Origin of the sequence: Metabacillus sp. 84, from assembly GCF_050107715.1 — a bacterium.
Lineage (GTDB): Bacteria > Bacillota > Bacilli > Bacillales > Bacillaceae > Metabacillus_B.
This window is the reverse complement of the sequence record NZ_JBNILN010000014.1, coordinates 69,424-87,850: the sequence shown is the minus strand read 5'-3', so window position 1 is coordinate 87,850 and position 18,427 is coordinate 69,424. Positions and strand designations below refer to the sequence as shown.

Here is an 18,427-nt window from a genome sequence, read left to right as displayed (position 1 = left end):
CCCCTCAAGATGAGATTTCCCATTCTTTGAAGTAAGACCCCTGGAAGATGACCAGGTTGATAGGTCCGAGGTGGAAGCGTGGCGACATGTGCAGCTGACGGATACTAATCGGTCGAGGACTTAACCATATTTGTAAGGCGTTTGACTCGTGAACCAATCGTTATCTAGTTTTGAAAGAGCAATCTTTCAACCTTATATCTGGTGATTATGGCAAAGAGGTCACACCCGTTCCCATACCGAACACGGAAGTTAAGCTCTTCAGCGCCGATGGTAGTTGGGGGTTTCCCCCTGCGAGAGTAGGATGTTGCCAGGTACAAGTGAAAAGGATCCGCCCGTTTTGAACGGGGGGGTCCTTTTTTTGTTTGGGTTTGGGGGGAAGGGGACGGATACGCCTGGATTGGCGGGAGGGATGAGGGCGAGGCGGATACCCGAAACCGCCTTAGCCGATGCTGGTGGGAACGCCACCTGGAGCCTGGCTGCCGGGGGCCCGGGGATGCCGGAGATGCCAACTTTGTCGAATCCTCCCGAAAAGTCGATATCCGCCCCGTTTCGGTCGATAAAAGTAAAAAATAGCCGATATATTGGAAAAATAGCCGATATCTTTCAATAATAGCCGATATAATGAAAATACCGCCGATAAATTCGAAAGAGTAGATATCTAGCAAGCATTTGCCTCTATCCTTCCAATGTTTTAACGCCATCGTCTACATAAATCCAATAATGTTCTCCGCTTTCCCTCTAAAACGACTTCAAAATGCTGAAAATTAGATGATAATCGACTATTCAGGCACCCTAATTGACCAATCACCCACCACAAAACCAAAACATATCCATACAGTTTCACCCGCCACAAATACAAAAGAGTATCGTCCTTCCAAAACCAGTCCCCATTCCTCTGCTCAGCCCCCCGTTCCCCATCCAAGCCCTGTTCCTTTGGACCATACCAGGCCAAATACGCGCCAGCTCAGCCCCCCCGCACTCCCCAATCCAGCCTCGTCCTTCGTGACTACCCTCAAGCCCCCCCGCACTCCCCCAATCCAGCCTCGTCCTTCGTGACTACCCTCAAGCCTCCCGCATTCCTCCAATGCACCCTCGTCCCCTCGTCCCCCCAGAGATACCCTCAGCCCTTCAGCCCACTCCCCCAGCCCACCCCCATCAAAAGTTTCTATCCTCTCCAGAAAGGGTATAAGAGAAGAATCAAATTTTTTATTTGGGAAGTTTGCAGGTGAAGATTAATGGAAACGATGAAAGATATTATAGGATCAGATGAAGTTACGATGATGATCCGGATTGTTTTTACAGCTATTATATGCGGCTTTATTGGGGCCGAGCGGGAAATCAACGGGCATCCGGCAGGGTTCAGGACCCACTTAATCGTGGGAATCGGAGCCTGTCTGCTTATGCTGCTATCCCTTTACGGCTTTAAAGAGTACTTGGATGAGTACCCTCATACTCAGTTTGACCCCTCCCGTATTCCTTCTTATGTGATCAGCGGCATTGGATTTCTCGGAGCTGGAACGATTTTGGTGAAAGGCGGCAGCATTCATGGATTAACGACAGCTGCATCCATCTGGATCTCTGCAGGACTGGGTCTGGTTATAGGCGCAGGTATGTATATCCTCGCGGGTTTTACCGCACTGGCAGTCTGGCTGAGTCTTTCTTTCCTGAATCGGGTGCATTGGAGTTTTAGGAAAAAGGAAGAAAGGGAAACAATGAAAGTAAAGGTGCAGCAAGGAAACGACCTCGAAGAAGTCTTGAAGACATTAGATCAAAATGACCTAGTGGTGTATAAAATGAAGGTAAAACAAGATGAAAAGGATCAAAATGCTTCGACGTATACCCTGGAAGTGACGAAACGGAATGAATGGGAAACGTAATACAGAAAGTTCAAGTTTGAAATAGTTGAAAAAAAGACGGGAACATCATATATTTATATTAGTCAAATATAGTCAAAGTCAAGTGAGGAGGAGGCTTGATGAGAAACATATCAGACGTAATCGAGCAGTATTTAAAGCAGGTTCTCGATATGAGTGAGCAAGAAATTGTAGAACTTAAGCGGAGCGAGATTGCTGATAAGTTCCAATGTGTACCGTCTCAGATCAACTATGTCATTAACACTCGTTTTACTGTAGAACGAGGCTATATGGTGGAGAGCAAGCGCGGCGGAGGCGGATATATACGCATCATCAAAGTACAGTCCAATGACGATGCCCATTTACTGGAGCAGATGATTGAACTGGCGGGCGATAGATTGCCCCAGGCTCCGGCGGAGGATATTGTCTTAAGGCTGGCAGCTGAAAATGTCATTACACCCAGAGAAGCCAAAATTATGCTGAGTGTCATGGACCGTTCAGTTCTTTATGTGGATTTGCCCTTAAGGGATGAATTAAGGTCAAGGATGCTGAAGGCTATGCTAACGTCCCTAAAATATAACTAATTGCAAGGCGGTGATCCTCATGGTGTGTCAGGAATGTCATGAAAGACCGGCAACGTTCCATTTTACGAAAGTGATCAATGGAGAAAAAGCAGAGGTTCATATTTGTGAACAATGTGCGAAAGAGAATAGTAATATGATGGTATTCGGAAGTGATGGCGGATTTTCCATAAACTCTCTTTTATCAGGCCTGCTTAATTTCGAGACGAAGCTTGCAAAATCCGATGCTTCTTCCATGTACAGGGCAGAGGAGATCCAGCATTGCCCCCGATGCGGCATGACGTACAGACAGTTTGGCAAAGCCGGCCGGTTTGGGTGTTCAGAATGCTATAAAACGTTTCAAAATGAGATTACACCTATTTTAAGAAAGGTTCATAGCGGCAACACTGTTCATGGAGGTAAAATTCCAAAGCGGATCGGTGGGAGCATTCACCTTCAAAAACGCATGGAGGATCTGAAAAAACTGATGCAGCATCATATCGCTCAAGAGGAGTTTGAAAAGGCGGCAGAGCTCCGGGATGAGATTAAAGAGATTGTCAGGCAGATCAATATGGGTAGAGGGGAGGAAGCATAGACTATGTCATTGCAGGATTTTATGAACAATGCAATGAGTGCCTGGATGAGTCAGGAAGGACCGGATTCAGATATTGTTTTAAGCAGCAGGATCCGGCTGGCGCGGAATATTGAGCAGTTTCGGTTTCCGGCTTTAGCGTCCGATGAAGAGTCACAGAACATATTGTCATTGTTTGAAGAAAGGTTTTCCGAACAATCTTTTCCTGACATTGGATCTTTTGTGCTTCTGAAAATGAGTGACCTGGAACATGTGCAAAAAAGAGTCCTGGTTGAAAAGCATTTAATCAGTCCCAATCTGGCTGAAGATTCGTCTTTCTCCGGATGCCTGCTTTCTGTAAATGAGGAAGTCAGCATTATGGTGAATGAAGAGGACCATGTTCGAATACAATGTTTGTTCCCGGGTCTGCAGGTCAAAGAGGCTCTGGAAGTGGCGGGCAGGCTCGATGATTGGATAGAAAAAGAAGTGGATTATGCTTTTGATGAAAATAGAGGATATTTAACCAGCTGCCCGACGAACGTGGGCACTGGAATGAGAGCTTCTGTGATGATGCATCTGCCCGCTCTCGCTCTAACGAAGCAAATGAACCGGATTGTTCCGGCGATTAACCAGCTTGGCCTGGTGGTTAGAGGAATTTACGGCGAGGGCAGCGAAGCTTTAGGTAACCTGTTCCAGATCTCCAACCAGATCACCCTTGGAAAATCAGAAGAGGATATTGCAGAAGATCTTTTAAGTGTCGTCCAGCAGCTGATTGCCCAGGAGCGTTCGGCAAGGGAAGCGGTTTTGCAGACATCAAAGATTCAGCTCGAAGACAGAATTTACCGTTCTTACGGAGTGCTTGCCAACAGCCGGATCATTGAATCGAAAGAAACGGCCAGGTGTCTGTCGGATGTGAGGCTGGGGATTGACTTAGGACTAATACAAAACGTTTCCAGAAATATTTTAAATGAATTGATGATTTTGACTCAGCCTGGTTTTCTGCAGCAGTATTCGGGAGAAGTACTACAGCCGAATGAGAGAGATATCCGCAGAGCCGCTTTGATTCGTGAACGTTTAAAAATGGAGATAGATGGAGGCTGATACGTATGATGTTCGGAAGATTTACTGAAAGAGCACAGAAAGTACTTGCACTTGCCCAGGAAGAGGCAGTAAGACTTGGACATAACAACATAGGAACAGAACATATTCTTTTGGGTCTCGTACGCGAAGGGGAAGGAATTGCAGCGAAAGCGCTGAATGCACTTGGTCTTGGCTCAGAAAAGATTCAAAAAGAAGTAGAAAGCCTGATTGGCAGAGGGCAGGATATTTCCCAGACGATCCACTATACCCCCCGCGCCAAAAAAGTCATTGAGCTTTCAATGGATGAAGCCCGTAAACTCGGCCACTCTTATGTGGGAACAGAGCATATTCTTCTCGGACTGATCCGTGAAGGAGAAGGGGTTGCAGCCCGTGTACTTAACAATCTAGGCGTAAGCTTGAATAAAGCAAGACAGCAGGTTCTTCAGCTTCTTGGCAGCAATGAATCTTCATCCGGCCATCAGGGTGGGGGGATGACAAATGCCAATACCCCGACGCTTGACAGCCTTGCCCGTGATTTAACGGTAATCGCCCGTGAAGGCAGCCTGGACCCTGTAATTGGCCGGGGAAAAGAGATTCAGCGCGTAATAGAGGTGCTGAGCCGCAGAACGAAAAACAATCCTGTTTTAATCGGGGAGCCTGGAGTAGGTAAAACAGCCATCGCTGAAGGCCTTGCCCAGCAGATTGTTCAGAATGAAGTGCCTGAGATCCTGCGCGATAAGCGGGTAATGACGCTCGACATGGGAACGGTTGTAGCCGGAACGAAATACAGGGGTGAGTTTGAGGACCGTCTGAAGAAAGTGATGGATGAAATCCGTCAGGCGGGCAACATTATCCTCTTCATCGATGAGCTCCACACCCTTATCGGGGCAGGCGGAGCGGAGGGGGCTATTGACGCGAGCAACATCCTGAAGCCTTCTCTTGCCCGGGGAGAGCTTCAATGCATCGGGGCGACAACCCTTGATGAGTACCGTAAATACATCGAAAAAGATGCAGCGCTTGAGCGCCGTTTTCAGCCAATTACAGTAGATGAGCCGACGGTAGAGGAAAGCATCCAGATTTTAAGCGGCCTGCGTGACCGGTATGAGGCCCATCACCGCGTATCCATCACGGACGAAGCGATAGATGCTGCGGTAAAATTGTCAGACCGCTATATTTCAGACAGATTTCTTCCCGATAAAGCGATTGATTTGATTGATGAAGCCGGTTCTAAAGTAAGACTCCGTTCTTTCACCACTCCTCCTAATTTAAAGGAATTAGAAATGAAGCTGGAGGAAGTGCGCAAGGAGAAGGATGCAGCAGTTCAAAGCCAGGAATTTGAAAAAGCAGCATCCCTTAGAGATACCGAGCAGCGGCTTCGTGAACAGCTGGATGAAACGAAGAAAACGTGGAAAGAAAAACAGGGTCAGGAAAATTCAGAAGTGACTGTTGAAGATATTGCCATGGTCGTTTCCAACTGGACAGGAGTTCCGGTATCGCGGCTCGCCCAAACCGAAACGGATAAGCTTCTGAATATGGAGCAGCTCCTTCACTCCCGTGTGATCGGCCAGGACGAAGCGGTCGTCGCAGTGGCGAAAGCTGTACGAAGAGCGAGAGCGGGATTAAAGGATCCGAAGCGCCCGATCGGCTCATTTGTCTTCCTTGGTCCGACAGGTGTTGGTAAAACAGAGCTTGCCAGGGCTCTTGCAGAATCCATCTTCGGAGACGAGGATGCGATGATTCGCATTGATATGTCTGAGTATATGGAAAAACACTCAACTTCAAGACTGGTCGGTTCTCCTCCCGGATATGTCGGTTACGATGAAGGAGGACAGCTGACGGAGAAGGTTAGAAGAAAGCCTTATTCCGTAGTCCTTCTAGATGAAATCGAGAAAGCCCACCCGGATGTTTTCAATATCCTGCTTCAAGTTCTGGAAGACGGCCGCCTGACGGATTCTAAAGGAAGAACGGTCGACTTCAGAAACACGATTCTCATCATGACGTCCAATGTAGGAGCAAGCGAGCTGAAGCGCAATAAATATGTTGGCTTTAACGTTCAGGATGAGAACCAGAATTATAAGGACATGAAAGGAAAAGTGATGGGCGAACTGAAGAAAGCGTTCCGCCCGGAATTTATCAACCGGATTGATGAAATCATCGTTTTCCATTCATTAGAGAAAAAACATCTGAAAGAAATCGTAACGCTCATGGCGGGTCAGCTCACAAAGCGTTTGGCTGAACAGGACTTGTCCCTGACGCTTACTGATGCTGCCATTGACAAGATTACGGAGGAGGGTGTCGACCTGGAATACGGGGCGAGACCTCTCCGCAGAGCCATTCAAAAGCATGTAGAAGACCGTCTGTCTGAAGAATTGCTGAGAGGCAATATCGAAAAAGGCCAGAACATAACGCTTGATGTTCAGGACAATGAGTTCACCGTAAAGCAGGCTGAAAAACTGAATCAGTAAAGATTGAAGCAGAGGCATACAGCATAAACGGTATGCCTCGCTTTCTTCGTTCAGACAGAGAAAAAGAGAGGTAGAACCATGGCAAAAACAAAGACAAAATTTATGTGCCAGTCATGCGGCTATGAATCTGCCAAGTGGATGGGGAAATGTCCGGGCTGCGGCCAATGGAATACGATGAACGAAGAAACCTTTAAAACTGGAGCTGGGACCGGCACGAGAAGGACCTCCTTTCAGCATTCTGCCCAGACAGCCCAAAAAGCTGCACCGATCACCAAGATCGAGACGACGGCTGAACCCCGTATTAAGACAAAGATGAAGGAACTAAACCGCGTGCTCGGGAACGGCATTGTGAAAGGTTCTCTTGTTTTAATTGGCGGCGACCCCGGTATCGGGAAGTCCACATTGCTTCTCCAAGTATCCTCCCAGCTTGCGGATTTAGGGAACCGGGTTTTATATATATCCGGCGAGGAATCGGTAAAACAGACGAAGCTGAGAGCGGACCGCCTGGATGTCTCATCGGACCAGCTCCTGGTTTTGGCTGAAACGGACATGGAATTCATTACAAAGGCCATTGAAGAGGCGGAGCCTGCGTTTGTTGTAATCGACTCCATTCAAACCGTTTATCAAAGTGAGATTACTTCTGCACCTGGGAGTGTTTCCCAAGTAAGGGAATGTACAGCTGAGCTGATGAGAATCGCCAAAACGAAGGGGATTGCCATCTTTATTGTCGGCCACGTTACAAAAGAAGGATCCATTGCCGGGCCCCGGCTTCTGGAACATATGGTGGATGCGGTTTTGTACTTTGAGGGAGAACGGCACCATACGTACCGGATTCTCCGGGCTGTGAAAAACCGTTTTGGGTCAACGAATGAGATGGGTATTTTTGAAATGAAGGAAGCGGGGCTCACGGAGGTTTTGAACCCGTCAGAGATCTTCCTTGAAGAGCGGTCAAAAGGTGCTGCGGGATCAACTGTTGTGGCATCTATGGAAGGAACAAGACCTGTTCTCGTCGAAATACAAGCATTAATCTCCCCGACAAGCTTTGGCAATCCAAGGAGGATGGCAACAGGGATTGATCATAACCGAGTTCCCCTGCTGATGGCCGTTCTGGAAAAACGTGTCGGGCTGCTGCTTCAAAATCAGGACGCTTATTTAAAGGTTGCAGGCGGCGTTAAACTCGATGAACCGGCAATTGATCTGGCTGTGGCCGTAAGCATTGCCTCGAGTTTTAGGGACGTGCCCACCAACCCGATGGATATTATCATTGGCGAGGTCGGTCTGACCGGAGAAGTCAGAAGAGTATCAAGAATTGAGCAAAGAGTTCAGGAAGCATCCAAGCTCGGGTTTAAACGGGTCATTCTTCCTGAAGCCAATATCGGGGGCTGGACACCGCCTGCTGGTATTAAAATAATCGGAGTCAAGAGTGTATCAGAGGCTCTTCAGCATTCACTCGGGGGGTGACCGGCATGTTGGACAAACAGAAATCGGCCAGATACTTAAAGGATATTCTAAGATTTATAGCTCCGGGGACACCAATCCGCGAAGGCATTGAGAACGTCCTGAGGGCAAAAACGGGCGGCTTGATTGTCCTTGGCTACAATGAAAAAATAAAGGAAATCGTGGACGGCGGTTTTTATATCCATTCTCCTTTTTCTCCGGCACATTTGTACGAATTGGCCAAAATGGACGGGGCGATAATTTTGAGTGACTCCGGCCAGAAAATCCTTTTTGCCAATGCACAGCTCGTTCCCGATTCCTCCATCCCTTCGTCTGAGACGGGGATGAGGCACAGGACTGCAGAGAGAGCGGCTAAGCAGACGGGCTGCCTTGTCATTGCCATCTCCCAGCGCCGCAACGTCATCACTCTCTACCATGGGGAGCATAAGTATTCGCTCAGGGACATTGGAGTCATATTAGTAAAGGCCAATCAGGCGATTCAAACCCTTGAAAAATATAAAACGGTATTCGACCAGTCCATCGCGAATTTAAATGCACTTGAGTTTGAAGAGCTCGTCACCTACGGGGAAGTGCTGCATGTCCTGCACAGGATTGAAATGGTGCTGCGGATCAAGAATGAGATCATCACTTATGTCAATGAGCTCGGAACGGAAGGACGCCTCATCCGCCTCCAGATGAGTGAGCTGGTCACAGACATTGAAGGGGAAACCATCCTTTTAATAAAGGACTACAGCTTGAACCGGCTTCAGGATCCGCGGGCTGTTCTTAAACAGCTGCAGGAGCTGGCGAACTTTGATTTACTTGAAGATAGCGTGCTGTTTAAGCTGCTCGGACATCCGCACTATACAAATACAGAAGAACAAATTTTGCCGAGGGGATTCAGGATTTTAAGTAAAATTCAGCGGCTTCCGCCCTCCATTATTGACAATCTTGTGACGAAATTCCTGAATCTGAAACTTATTTTTCATGCGACCGTAGAACAGCTGGATGAGGTGGAGGGCATCGGCGAAATCAGGGCGAAAAAAATTAAAGACGGCCTGAAACGGATGCAGCAGCAGGCTTTGCTGGACCGTTGACGTTTTATCTTTCTGAAAAACGGGTATAAAAATTCTGTTTAACAGAAACAATTGTCAGACTAGTTTCATTCTGATTACAAATATTGAAAATATAATGGCTATACGTTTTAATTCTTGTATTCTGTTTATAATGGTTAAAAGGAGGTGAAGGTATGTTACAGCGAATCGTTCAAATCTTCTTTCTGATTACAGGAGGAGTATTGGGAATCTTTTTTATGCCCGCTTTACTAAAACTTATGAATCTACAGGACATACCTTTTTTAAATACACCGTATACACTTGCGATACTGGGAGCCGTGATTTTCTTCCTGGCTACTTTCTGGCTTGTGGATTACGCTGTTAATTGGATTAAAAAGTGGGAAGAGTCCCTTGTAAAAGCTCCGGTAACAGATGTGCTTTTCGGAAGTCTCGGATTGGTTTTTGGACTCATAATTGCTTTTCTGGTTGTTAATGTTATTCCGTTTAAAGATATTCCGTATCAAGTGTTCAGCATGATCATTCCTGTTTTTCTGACACTGCTGTTAAGCTATCTCGGATTTCAGGTAGGGTTTAAGAAGAAGGAAGAACTGATCGGTCTATTCTCACTGCCCGGCCGCATTAACAAGAAAAAAGGGAGCGGCGAAGAGGAATCAGAGGTTGAATCCAAAAAATTGAAGATTCTTGATACAAGTGTCATCATCGATGGAAGGATTGCGGATATCTGTCAGACCGGGTTCCTTGAAGGAACCATTGTCATTCCTCAGTTTGTCCTCGGAGAGCTTCAGCATATCGCTGATTCATCGGATGTACTCAAACGAAACCGAGGACGCAGGGGCCTTGATATTTTGAACCGAATCCAAAAGGAGCTCGCGATCAAAGTTGAAATCTACGAAGGCGATTTTGAAGAAATCTCGGAAGTGGACAGCAAGCTTGTAAAGCTGGCTAAGCTTACATCCGGTGTAGTCGTAACGAACGATTTTAACTTAAATAAAGTGTGTGAGCTGCAAAATGTGGCCGTATTCAATATCAATGACCTGGCAAATGCCGTCAAACCGGTTGTTCTTCCGGGTGAAGAGATGAAAGTGCAAGTAATTAAAGATGGAAAAGAGCACAATCAGGGTGTAGCTTATCTGGATGACGGAACGATGATTGTTGTCGAAGATGGACGCAATTACATCGGCAAGCATATTGACGTGCTGGTAACATCTGTTTTGCAGACCTCTGCAGGGCGGATGATTTTCGCCAAACCGAAGCTGCTTGAAAAAGCTCTTTAACGAAGGAGAAACAACATGAACTATGAAGTCGTCATACCGGCTGCTGGTCAGGGGAAACGAATGAATGCGGGAAAGAACAAACAGTTTATTGAGCTCGAAGGGAAGCCTGTCATTGCTCATACCTTATCCGTTTTTGAAGCAGACCCTGCCTGCTGCGGAATCATCCTTGTGATCAATGAGGCTGAGCGGGACGAATTCATGGATATGATCCAGCGCTTTTCTTTCACGAAAATTAAGAAGATGACAGGCGGGGGAGCCGAACGGCAGGAGAGTGTCTACAATGGCTTGAAGCACGCTGAAGAGCCGGTTGTTTTCATTCACGACGGGGCCCGCCCGTTCATCGAGTATCCGGTCTTGCAAGAGCTGGCAGAAGCGGCTCAAAGAGAAGGGGCTGCGACGCTTGCTGTGCCTGTAAAGGATACGATTAAGAGAGTGGATCAAGGGGAAGTGCTGGAAACAGTAGAACGATCAAGCTTGTGGGCGGTACAGACCCCACAGGCTTTTCGTCTTTCTGCTATCCTTCATGCCCATGAAGACGCGGAGCGAAGCCGTTATCAAGGGACAGATGATGCCAGTCTGATTGAACGGTTGAACCAGAAAGTTAAGGTCATCCCCGGCTCGTATGCCAACTTGAAGCTTACGACACCGGAGGATCTGCTGATTGCAAAGGCGATACTCAAACAAAGAAAAGAGGAAAAAAGCGATGATAAGAATAGGACAGGGATTTGACGTTCATCAACTGACAGAGGGAAGGCCGCTAATCATTGGAGGAATTGAAATACCTTATGAAAAGGGATTGCTTGGCCATTCCGATGCGGATGTTCTTCTCCATACAGTAGCAGATGCTTGCCTCGGTGCAATTGGGGAAGGGGACATCGGCCGGCATTTCCCTGATACAGATCCCGAGTTTAAAGATGCAGATTCCGCTAAGCTTCTTCAGCATGTATGGAATCTGGTAAAGGATAGAGGCTACAGACTTGGGAACGCCGATTGTACAATTATCGCCCAGAAGCCTAAAATGGCTCCTTACATCGGGCAGATGCAGGAAAGAATCGCTTCCCTTCTTGAAGCCGATCCTTCACAGGTCAATGTAAAAGCGACCACGACTGAAAAGCTTGGATTTACGGGCCGCGGGGAAGGCATCGCTTCACAGGCTGCCGTGCTGCTCATCAAGGGATAATCCGCTTTGTACGGCGTTCTAAATAGTGATAAAATAAGGGTATTCTAAAATTGTGAAACACAATCAGGATTTACGGAGGTAGAAGAGGATGACAGGTGAAATCCGCGTGCGCTATGCGCCAAGTCCTACAGGACATTTACATATCGGAAATGCAAGAACTGCGTTGTTTAATTATCTTTTCGCAAGAAGCCAGAACGGAAAATTCATTATCCGCATTGAGGATACAGACCGGAAGAGAAACATTGAAGGCGGCGAAGAAAGCCAGCTGAAGCATCTGAAATGGCTCGGAATGGATTGGGATGAAAGCATCGATGTCGGCGGTGAATACGGACCGTACCGCCAGTCTGAACGGACTGAAATTTACAAGAAGTACTATGAGGAGCTTTTGGAAAAAGATCTTGCTTACAAATGCTATTGCACAGAAGAAGAGCTTGAGAAGGAGCGCGAGGAGCAGACGGCGCGCGGCGAGATGCCCCGCTACTCCGGAAAATGTTCCAATCTGACCGATGAACAGCGTGCAGCGCTTGAAGCAGAGGGCCGCCAGCCGAGCATCCGCTTCCGCGTACCAAAAGGACAGATGATAACATTCCATGATCTTGTAAAAGAAGACGTGTCATTTGAATCCGACGGCATCGGCGATTTTGTTATCGTGAAAAAAGACGGAACACCTACTTACAACTTTGCTGTAGCAGCGGATGACCATCTTATGAAAATCACTCACATCCTGCGCGGAGATGACCATATTTCCAACACCCCTAAGCAAATTATGATTTATGAAGCGCTCGGGTGGGAGGTTCCTGTATTCGGTCATATGACCCTGATTGTAAATGAGAGCCGCAAAAAGCTGAGCAAACGGGATGAATCCATCATTCAGTTCATTGAGCAATATAAAGACCTCGGCTATTTGCCTGAAGCCCTATTTAACTTCATTGCGATGCTGGGCTGGTCTCCGGTTGGAGAGGAAGAAATTTTCTCCAGGGAGCAGTTTACAGAAATTTTTGATCCGAACCGCCTGTCTGTGTCACCCGCGGTTTTCGATACGCAAAAGCTAATGTGGATGAACAATCAGTACATGAAACAGCTGGATCCTGAAACCGTTGCGGATCTTGCCCTTCCGCACCTCGTTAAAGCAGGGAAGCTAAGTGAAAACCCATCAGACGGGGAATTGCAATGGGCGAAAAAACTGATTGCCCTCTATCAGGAGCAGATGAGCTACGGTGCGGAAATTGTCGAGCTGTCTGATTTGTTTTTCAAAACAGATCTTGAGTATAACCGGGAGGCCAGAAGCGTTTTGGATGAGGAGCAGGTGCCTGAAGTAATGGCCGCCTTTAAAGAAGAGCTTGAGAAGCTGGACCACTTCACAGCTGACGAAATTAAGGCCTCAATTAAAGCGGTTCAAAAAACGACCGGCCATAAAGGGAAAAAGCTGTTCATGCCGATCCGCGTTGCCGTCACAGGCCAGACCCACGGACCGGAGCTTCCCCAGTCTATTGAACTGATTGGCAAAGAAAAAGTTTTATCCCGTGTAGAAAGTTTAATACGTTAACATTTCGCATAAAATATTATATAGTATAGATAATAAGTAAAACGTTGAAGAGGATAGTAGAGATCGGATTTCCTTTCCAGAGAAAACCTCCATTGGCTGAGAGAGGTTAAAGTGAAGCTGATCTTGAATTGCACCTCCTGAGTCTTTTGCTGAAATGTTCAGTAGGCAGAAGCGTCTGCTCCGCGTTAAGGAGTATAAAGTTGAGGGCTCAGTATAAAGGCCCTAAACAGAGTGGAACCGCGCGATAAGGCGTCTCTGTCAGTAGGCAGAGGCGTCTTTTTTATGCCGTAAAACGCACAGACAGGGGTAAACAGGAGGGGAGAAGCATTGTTTAAGCTGCTGAAGGAAGATGTGGATGTTGTATTTGATCAGGACCCGGCCGCACGGAGCTATCTGGAAGTCCTTCTGACCTACTCAGGGCTTCACGCGGTTTGGGCTCATCGGCTGGCCCATGCATTCTACAAGCGGAAGCTGTTCTTTGGCGCCAGGGCTATTTCACAAATCAGCCGTTTTTTTACCGGAATTGAAATCCATCCCGGTGCGAAAATTGGAAAACGATTTTTTATTGATCACGGGATGGGTGTTGTTATAGGGGAAACATGCGAAATCGGAAACAATGTTACAGTTTTTCAGGGCGTGACCCTGGGAGGGACCGGGAAAGAAAAAGGAAAAAGACATCCGACGATCATGGATAATGCCTTAATAGCCACAGGAGCAAAAGTTCTCGGCTCGATTACAATAGGAGAGAATTCAAAAATCGGAGCGGGCTCCGTCGTGCTTCAGGATGTACCGGACCACTCTACCGTTGTCGGAATTCCCGGCCGCGTCGTGATCCGCAATGGACAGAAAATCAAGCGGGATTTAAATCATACCGATCTTCCGGATCCGGTGAATGATAAATTCCGTGCGCTGGAAGAAGAAATTCTGAAGCTGAAAGCAGAACTGGAATCAGTAAGAGAAGGGAAGAACGAACATGGGCATTAAGCTATATAACACGCTAACCCGCGCAAAAGAACAATTTGAACCGCTTGAAGAAGGCAAAGTGAAGATGTACGTGTGCGGTCCCACCGTTTACAACTATATCCACATCGGCAATGCACGTCCGGCTATTGTATACGATACAGTCAGAAAATATCTGGAGTTTCGCGGATATGACGTTCAGTATGTATCAAATTTCACAGACGTAGATGATAAACTTATCAAAGCAGCAAATGAGCTGGGCGAAGATGTTCCGGCTATTGCAGAGCGTTTCATTGACGCCTACTTTGAAGACGTAACAGCACTTGGCTGCAGCCATGCCGATGTCCATCCCCGTGTGACGGAAAACATGGACATCATTATTGATTTTGTTCAGGCATTAATCGATAAAGGATTTGCTTATGAATCAGGGGGAGATGTGTATTACAAAACCCGTGCCTTTGAAGGCTATGGCAAACTTTCTCACCAATCCATTGACGAGCTGCGCTCGGGAGCAAGGATTGAGGTTGGCGAAAAAAAGCAGGATGCGCTGGATTTTGTTCTCTGGAAAGCGGCTAAGGAAGGGGAAATTTCGTGGCAAAGCCCCTGGGGAAATGGCCGGCCGGGCTGGCACATTGAGTGCTCTGCCATGGCCCGGAAATATTTGGGGGACAGCATCGATATCCACGCAGGCGGACAGGATCTGACCTTCCCCCATCATGAAAATGAAATTGCCCAATCAGAAGCTTTAACCGGAAAACCGTTCGCCAAATACTGGCTTCATAATGGCTATATCAACATTGATAACGAAAAAATGTCGAAATCACTCGGCAATTTTGTTCTGGTTCACGACATCATTAAAGAATTCGATCCGCAGCTGCTTCGGTTCTTTATGCTTTCCGTTCATTACCGCCATCCAATCAATTATTCAGTTGAGCTGCTGGAGAGTACAAAAAATGCATTTGAACGCCTGAAAACAGCTTATGCGAATTTAAAGCACCGGAAAGAAAGCAGCACGAACCTTACGGAAAATAACAGTGACTGGCTCCTTAAAATTAAGGGACTGCGCGAAATGTTCATTAAGGAAATGGATGATGACTTTAATACGGCGAACGGCATTTCGGTTCTTTTTGAACTGGCAAAGCTGGCCAATTATTACCTTCAGGAAACCCATACGTCAGAGGAAGTGATTGAGGCGCTGCTGTTGGAATTTGATGCACTTGCAGCCGTATTGGGAATTTCATTCGGAGAGCAGGAGCTGCTGGATGAAGAAATCGATGAGCTGATCCAGAAAAGAATTCAGGCGCGCGCGGACCGGGACTTTGCCAAGGCAGATCAAATCCGCGGCCAGCTGAAGGACTTAAATATCATTTTGGAAGACACAGCACAGGGAACCAGATGGAAAAGAGGTTAACTGTATGCTAGAACTGGAAAAAATTAAACAGGCAAAACAGCTGAACAGCCTTGCTCTTGCCTATATGGGGGATGCCGTATATGAGGTTTATATCCGGCATCACCTTCTGGCCAAGGGTCTCGGAAAGCCCAATGATTTGCATCGTTATGCAAAAGAATTCGTATCTGCAAAAGCTCAGGCTGATGCTCTTCAAAGCATGACTGAAGCAGGGTTCTTTACGGAGGAGGAACAGGATATCCTCCGGAGGGGCAGAAATGCCAAATCAGGTACTGTTCCGAAAAACACGGAACTGATGACGTATAAATACAGCACCGCTTTTGAAGCGCTGATCGGCTTTCTTTTTTTAGAAAAAAAAGAGGAGCGGCTCAATGAAATAGCCGCAGAAGCGATCAGACTGCTTGAGGAAAGGAGGCAAAGAGGATGAACCAGGAAGATTATATTATTGGACGCAACCCTGTTCTGGAAGCCCTCAGGTCAGAAAGGGAAATCAATAAAGTGTGGATGGCGGAGAATTCCGTGAAAGGCTCTGCACTGCAAATAACGGCCATTGCAAAAGAAAGAGGAATCATCATCCAAACCGTTCCTAAGCGAAAGCTTGACCAGATGGTCGAGGGAAACCACCAGGGATTCGTCGCTCAGGTTGCTGCCTATGAATATGCGGAGCTGGATGATTTGCTGAAAGCAGCGGAAGAAAAGGGAGAGGCTCCGTTCATTCTCCTATTGGACGAGCTTGAAGATCCACATAATCTCGGATCCATTATGAGAACGGCTGATGCAGTGGGCGCTCACGGGATTGTCATTCCGAAACGAAGATCCGTCGGCCTTACAGCTACAGTCGCCAAAGCATCCACAGGCGCAATTGAATATGTGCCGGTTGCAAGGGTGACCAACCTTACAAGAGCTATTGAAGAGCTTAAAGAAAAGGGATTATGGATTGCAGGAACAGACGCGAAGGGTGCGGATGATTACCGTACCCTGGATGGCACGATGCCAATCGGCCTTGTTATCGGAAGTGAAGGAAAAGGTGTGAGCCGGCTCGTAAAAGAGAAGTGCGATTTTCTTATCAATCTTCCAATGGCGGGGCACGTTACTTCTCTCAATGCATCGGTTGCAGCAAGCCTGCTGATGTACGAGGTATTCAGAAAACGGCATCCTCTCGGGGACTGAGGGCCATGAATATTCTGCTTGTAGATGGATACAACATAATAGGAGCCTGGCCGGAGCTCAGGGTCTTAAGAAAAGATTACTTTGCCCAGGCCAGAGACCTCCTTATTCAAAAAATGGCGGAATACCAAGCTTTCACTAAGTACAGGGTCATTATCATCTTTGATGCGCACCTTGTAAAAGGAATAGAAAAAAAGCATAAAAATTACCGGGTGGAGGTCATCTTCACAAAAGAGAACGAAACAGCGGATGAGCGGATTGAAAAGCTTGCCTCTGAATTGAACGATATTCGGACTCAGATTCATGTAGCTACATCGGACTATACAGAACAATGGGCCATTTTCGGCCAAGGCGCCTTGAGGAAATCTGCCCGCGAGCTCCTGAACGAGATGGAAGCAATAGAGGAGAGCATCAAGAAAAAAGTGAAGCGAATGGAAAACCAGCGGCCGCCATCGAAGATTTTATTGTCGGAAGATGTCATAAAAACCTTTGAGAAATGGCGCCGCGGAGACCTGTAACCGTATTGCGATTCCAATTTTTGTGCTGTATAATATGGCTATCTATGTGCGGTCGGGGGGATCGGCTTGAATACACAATTCAGCAAGGGGTATCTCAGCAAGGAAGAATTTCAGTTTCTGGATGACGAGCAGATTGTAGAGTTGGTTCATAACGGAGAAAGTGATGCACTGGACTATTTGATTACGAAATACAGGAATTTTGTCCGGGCCAAGGCAAGGTCTTATTTCTTGATTGGCGCTGACAGGGAAGACATCGTCCAGGAAGGAATGATCGGCCTTTACAAAGCCATTCGTGACTTCAGAGAGGACAAGCTTACTTCATTCAAAGCTTTTGCAGAACTATGCATTACCCGCCAAATTATTACCGCTATCAAAACAGCAACCCGCCAAAAACATATTCCGCTCAACTCCTATGTTTCTCTGGACAAGCCTATTTATGACGACGAATCAGACCGGACTTTGATGGATGTCATCTCCGGTGCGAAAATTATGGATCCTGAAGAGCTGTTTATCAACCAGGAAGAATTTGACGACATTGAAGTGAAAATGGCTGAGCTCTTAAGTGATCTTGAGAGAAAGGTACTTTCGCTTTACCTGGACGGGAGGTCCTACCAGGAAATCTCTGAAGAACTGAACCGCCACGTAAAGTCGATTGACAATGCGCTGCAGCGTGTGAAAAGAAAGCTTGAAAGATACCTTGAACTCAGGGAACTGAGTCTGTGACAAATTCGATCCTTTATTGACAGGAAAAACCACGCTATGATACATTTTGTAGGAATATGAAACATGGCGGAAGGTGTCCAGCATGCGAAAAAAAGTAATTTTAGGCTGTACAGAATGCGGCAGCCGCAACTATACAACAATGAAAAGCACTGCTAACACAGCAGAGCGCCTGGAAATGAAGAAATTCTGCGGCGTATGCAATGCCCATACGAATCACCGCGAAACGAAATAGGACTTCTTTCCCTTTTATGCCGTAATTATTTTGCCTGAGCAATGAATATCAGGTACAGCTGTTTTTTTGAAGGTCCGACCGGATCCAGCCATCCTCTTTCAAATTAGAAAGAAAACCGGAGAGGCCGCTTTAGTATTTTCTTTATTTTGGAGGTAACGAAATGGGACGTATTTCTAAGTTTTTTGGGGATGTCGGTCGTGAAATGAAAAAAGTAAGCTGGCCTAAAGGCAAAGAGCTTACTAGATATACGATCGTTGTTATAGCAACTGTCGTCTTCGCTGCTGTATTCTTCGCAGTCGTAGACTTGGGCATTTCTGAACTGGTTCGATTAATTGTTCGCTGATTATTGAATAAAACTGGGTTTTCCGTGTTATAAT

19 protein-coding genes, 2 rRNA genes and 1 other annotated feature are annotated in these 18,427 nt (G+C 46.8%); all 21 genes read left to right on the top strand.

Annotated features, from left to right (window positions below):
* A 23S ribosomal RNA gene (locus ACQCV8_RS17865) occupies nucleotides 1-128 on the top strand; the annotation flags it as partial.
* 69 nt (nucleotides 129-197) lie between these two features.
* Nucleotides 198-313, top strand: a 5S ribosomal RNA gene (rrf, locus tag ACQCV8_RS17860).
* A 922-nt stretch (nucleotides 314-1,235) separates the two neighbouring features.
* Nucleotides 1,236-1,877, top strand: coding sequence for an MgtC/SapB family protein (locus ACQCV8_RS17855; protein WP_426846763.1), 642 nt, complete (start codon nucleotides 1,236-1,238; stop codon nucleotides 1,875-1,877).
* Nucleotides 1,878-1,975: 98 nt separating this feature from the next.
* Nucleotides 1,976-2,437 (top strand): CtsR family transcriptional regulator, encoded by a 462-nt coding sequence (locus tag ACQCV8_RS17850; RefSeq protein ID WP_426846761.1) that lies wholly within the window; start codon nucleotides 1,976-1,978, stop codon nucleotides 2,435-2,437.
* 19 nt (nucleotides 2,438-2,456) lie between these two features.
* Nucleotides 2,457-3,008 (top strand): UvrB/UvrC motif-containing protein, encoded by a 552-nt coding sequence (locus tag ACQCV8_RS17845; RefSeq protein WP_426846759.1) that lies wholly within the window; start codon nucleotides 2,457-2,459, stop codon nucleotides 3,006-3,008.
* A 3-nt stretch (nucleotides 3,009-3,011) separates the two neighbouring features.
* Entirely contained in the window at nucleotides 3,012-4,085 is a 1,074-nt protein-coding gene (locus ACQCV8_RS17840) for a protein arginine kinase (protein ID WP_426846757.1), read from the top strand.
* Between the two features lie 5 nt (nucleotides 4,086-4,090).
* The gene (clpC, locus tag ACQCV8_RS17835; protein ID WP_426846755.1) at nucleotides 4,091-6,529 is read left to right on the top strand and encodes an ATP-dependent protease ATP-binding subunit ClpC; all 2,439 of its coding nucleotides are present in this window, start codon (nucleotides 4,091-4,093) and stop codon (nucleotides 6,527-6,529) included.
* A gap of 78 nt (nucleotides 6,530-6,607) precedes the next feature.
* The gene (gene radA, locus ACQCV8_RS17830) at nucleotides 6,608-7,990 is read left to right on the top strand and encodes a DNA repair protein RadA (RefSeq protein ID WP_426846753.1); all 1,383 of its coding nucleotides are present in this window, start codon (nucleotides 6,608-6,610) and stop codon (nucleotides 7,988-7,990) included.
* Nucleotides 7,991-7,995: 5 nt separating this feature from the next.
* Nucleotides 7,996-9,063 carry a DNA integrity scanning diadenylate cyclase DisA gene (disA, locus tag ACQCV8_RS17825; RefSeq protein WP_426846751.1) on the top strand — a complete coding sequence of 356 codons (1,068 nt, stop codon included), beginning with the start codon at nucleotides 7,996-7,998 and terminating at the stop codon, nucleotides 9,061-9,063.
* Nucleotides 9,064-9,215: 152 nt separating this feature from the next.
* On the top strand, nucleotides 9,216-10,316 hold the full coding sequence (locus ACQCV8_RS17820; protein ID WP_426846749.1) for a PIN/TRAM domain-containing protein: 1,101 nt from the start codon (nucleotides 9,216-9,218) through the stop codon (nucleotides 10,314-10,316).
* Between the two features lie 15 nt (nucleotides 10,317-10,331).
* A complete protein-coding gene (ispD, locus tag ACQCV8_RS17815; RefSeq protein ID WP_426846747.1) occupies nucleotides 10,332-11,045 on the top strand; it encodes a 2-C-methyl-D-erythritol 4-phosphate cytidylyltransferase in 714 nt (237 codons plus the stop codon).
* A complete protein-coding gene (gene ispF, locus ACQCV8_RS17810; RefSeq protein WP_426846745.1) occupies nucleotides 11,020-11,496 on the top strand; it encodes a 2-C-methyl-D-erythritol 2,4-cyclodiphosphate synthase in 477 nt (158 codons plus the stop codon). The genes ispD and ispF overlap by 26 nt, the downstream gene beginning before the upstream one ends.
* Before the next feature lie 88 nt (nucleotides 11,497-11,584).
* Nucleotides 11,585-13,042, top strand: coding sequence for a glutamate--tRNA ligase (gltX, locus tag ACQCV8_RS17805; RefSeq protein WP_426846743.1), 1,458 nt, complete (start codon nucleotides 11,585-11,587; stop codon nucleotides 13,040-13,042).
* A 35-nt stretch (nucleotides 13,043-13,077) separates the two neighbouring features.
* Nucleotides 13,078-13,302, top strand: a binding site (T-box leader).
* A gap of 67 nt (nucleotides 13,303-13,369) precedes the next feature.
* Entirely contained in the window at nucleotides 13,370-14,026 is a 657-nt protein-coding gene (gene cysE / locus ACQCV8_RS17800) for a serine O-acetyltransferase (protein ID WP_426846741.1), read from the top strand.
* Nucleotides 14,016-15,413: a cysteine--tRNA ligase gene (gene cysS, locus ACQCV8_RS17795; RefSeq protein WP_426846740.1), complete on the top strand. Its 1,398-nt coding sequence runs from the start codon at nucleotides 14,016-14,018 to the stop codon at nucleotides 15,411-15,413. The genes cysE and cysS overlap by 11 nt, the downstream gene beginning before the upstream one ends.
* Nucleotides 15,414-15,417: 4 nt before the next feature.
* The gene (locus ACQCV8_RS17790) at nucleotides 15,418-15,837 is read left to right on the top strand and encodes a Mini-ribonuclease 3 (RefSeq protein ID WP_426846738.1); all 420 of its coding nucleotides are present in this window, start codon (nucleotides 15,418-15,420) and stop codon (nucleotides 15,835-15,837) included.
* Entirely contained in the window at nucleotides 15,834-16,580 is a 747-nt protein-coding gene (gene rlmB, locus ACQCV8_RS17785) for a 23S rRNA (guanosine(2251)-2'-O)-methyltransferase RlmB (protein WP_426846736.1), read from the top strand. The genes ACQCV8_RS17790 and rlmB overlap by 4 nt, the downstream gene beginning before the upstream one ends.
* Nucleotides 16,581-16,585: 5 nt before the next feature.
* The gene (locus ACQCV8_RS17780; protein ID WP_426846734.1) at nucleotides 16,586-17,095 is read left to right on the top strand and encodes an NYN domain-containing protein; all 510 of its coding nucleotides are present in this window, start codon (nucleotides 16,586-16,588) and stop codon (nucleotides 17,093-17,095) included.
* A gap of 66 nt (nucleotides 17,096-17,161) precedes the next feature.
* Nucleotides 17,162-17,818, top strand: a complete 657-nt coding sequence (sigH, locus tag ACQCV8_RS17775) for an RNA polymerase sporulation sigma factor SigH (protein WP_426846732.1) — start codon at nucleotides 17,162-17,164, stop codon at nucleotides 17,816-17,818.
* An 82-nt stretch (nucleotides 17,819-17,900) separates the two neighbouring features.
* On the top strand, nucleotides 17,901-18,050 hold the full coding sequence (gene rpmG / locus ACQCV8_RS17770; RefSeq protein WP_426846730.1) for a 50S ribosomal protein L33: 150 nt from the start codon (nucleotides 17,901-17,903) through the stop codon (nucleotides 18,048-18,050).
* Between the two features lie 160 nt (nucleotides 18,051-18,210).
* A complete protein-coding gene (secE, locus tag ACQCV8_RS17765; RefSeq protein WP_426846728.1) occupies nucleotides 18,211-18,393 on the top strand; it encodes a preprotein translocase subunit SecE in 183 nt (60 codons plus the stop codon).
* The last annotated feature ends 34 nt before the right edge of the window (nucleotides 18,394-18,427 follow it).

Excerpts from the sequence above, each read along its gene's own strand:
- rpmG (WP_426846730.1), top strand. The coding sequence starts at position 17,901 with ATGCGAAAAAAAGTAATTTTAGGCTGTACAGAATGCGGCAGCCGCAAC.
- ACQCV8_RS17790 (WP_426846738.1), top strand. The coding sequence starts at position 15,418 with ATGCTAGAACTGGAAAAAATTAAACAGGCAAAACAGCTGAACAGCCTT.
- ACQCV8_RS17780 (WP_426846734.1), top strand. The coding sequence starts at position 16,586 with ATGAATATTCTGCTTGTAGATGGATACAACATAATAGGAGCCTGGCCG.
- rlmB (WP_426846736.1), top strand. The coding sequence starts at position 15,834 with ATGAACCAGGAAGATTATATTATTGGACGCAACCCTGTTCTGGAAGCC.
- ACQCV8_RS17820 (WP_426846749.1), top strand. The coding sequence starts at position 9,216 with ATGTTACAGCGAATCGTTCAAATCTTCTTTCTGATTACAGGAGGAGTA.
- ACQCV8_RS17840 (WP_426846757.1), top strand. The coding sequence starts at position 3,012 with ATGTCATTGCAGGATTTTATGAACAATGCAATGAGTGCCTGGATGAGT.
- gltX (WP_426846743.1), top strand. The coding sequence starts at position 11,585 with ATGACAGGTGAAATCCGCGTGCGCTATGCGCCAAGTCCTACAGGACAT.
- ACQCV8_RS17855 (WP_426846763.1), top strand. The coding sequence starts at position 1,236 with ATGGAAACGATGAAAGATATTATAGGATCAGATGAAGTTACGATGATG.
- clpC (WP_426846755.1), top strand. The coding sequence starts at position 4,091 with ATGATGTTCGGAAGATTTACTGAAAGAGCACAGAAAGTACTTGCACTT.
- disA (WP_426846751.1), top strand. The coding sequence starts at position 7,996 with ATGTTGGACAAACAGAAATCGGCCAGATACTTAAAGGATATTCTAAGA.
- ACQCV8_RS17845 (WP_426846759.1), top strand. The coding sequence starts at position 2,457 with ATGGTGTGTCAGGAATGTCATGAAAGACCGGCAACGTTCCATTTTACG.
- ACQCV8_RS17850 (WP_426846761.1), top strand. The coding sequence starts at position 1,976 with ATGAGAAACATATCAGACGTAATCGAGCAGTATTTAAAGCAGGTTCTC.
- secE (WP_426846728.1), top strand. The coding sequence starts at position 18,211 with ATGGGACGTATTTCTAAGTTTTTTGGGGATGTCGGTCGTGAAATGAAA.
- radA (WP_426846753.1), top strand. The coding sequence starts at position 6,608 with ATGGCAAAAACAAAGACAAAATTTATGTGCCAGTCATGCGGCTATGAA.
- cysS (WP_426846740.1), top strand. The coding sequence starts at position 14,016 with ATGGGCATTAAGCTATATAACACGCTAACCCGCGCAAAAGAACAATTT.
- ispD (WP_426846747.1), top strand. The coding sequence starts at position 10,332 with ATGAACTATGAAGTCGTCATACCGGCTGCTGGTCAGGGGAAACGAATG.
- ispF (WP_426846745.1), top strand. The coding sequence starts at position 11,020 with ATGATAAGAATAGGACAGGGATTTGACGTTCATCAACTGACAGAGGGA.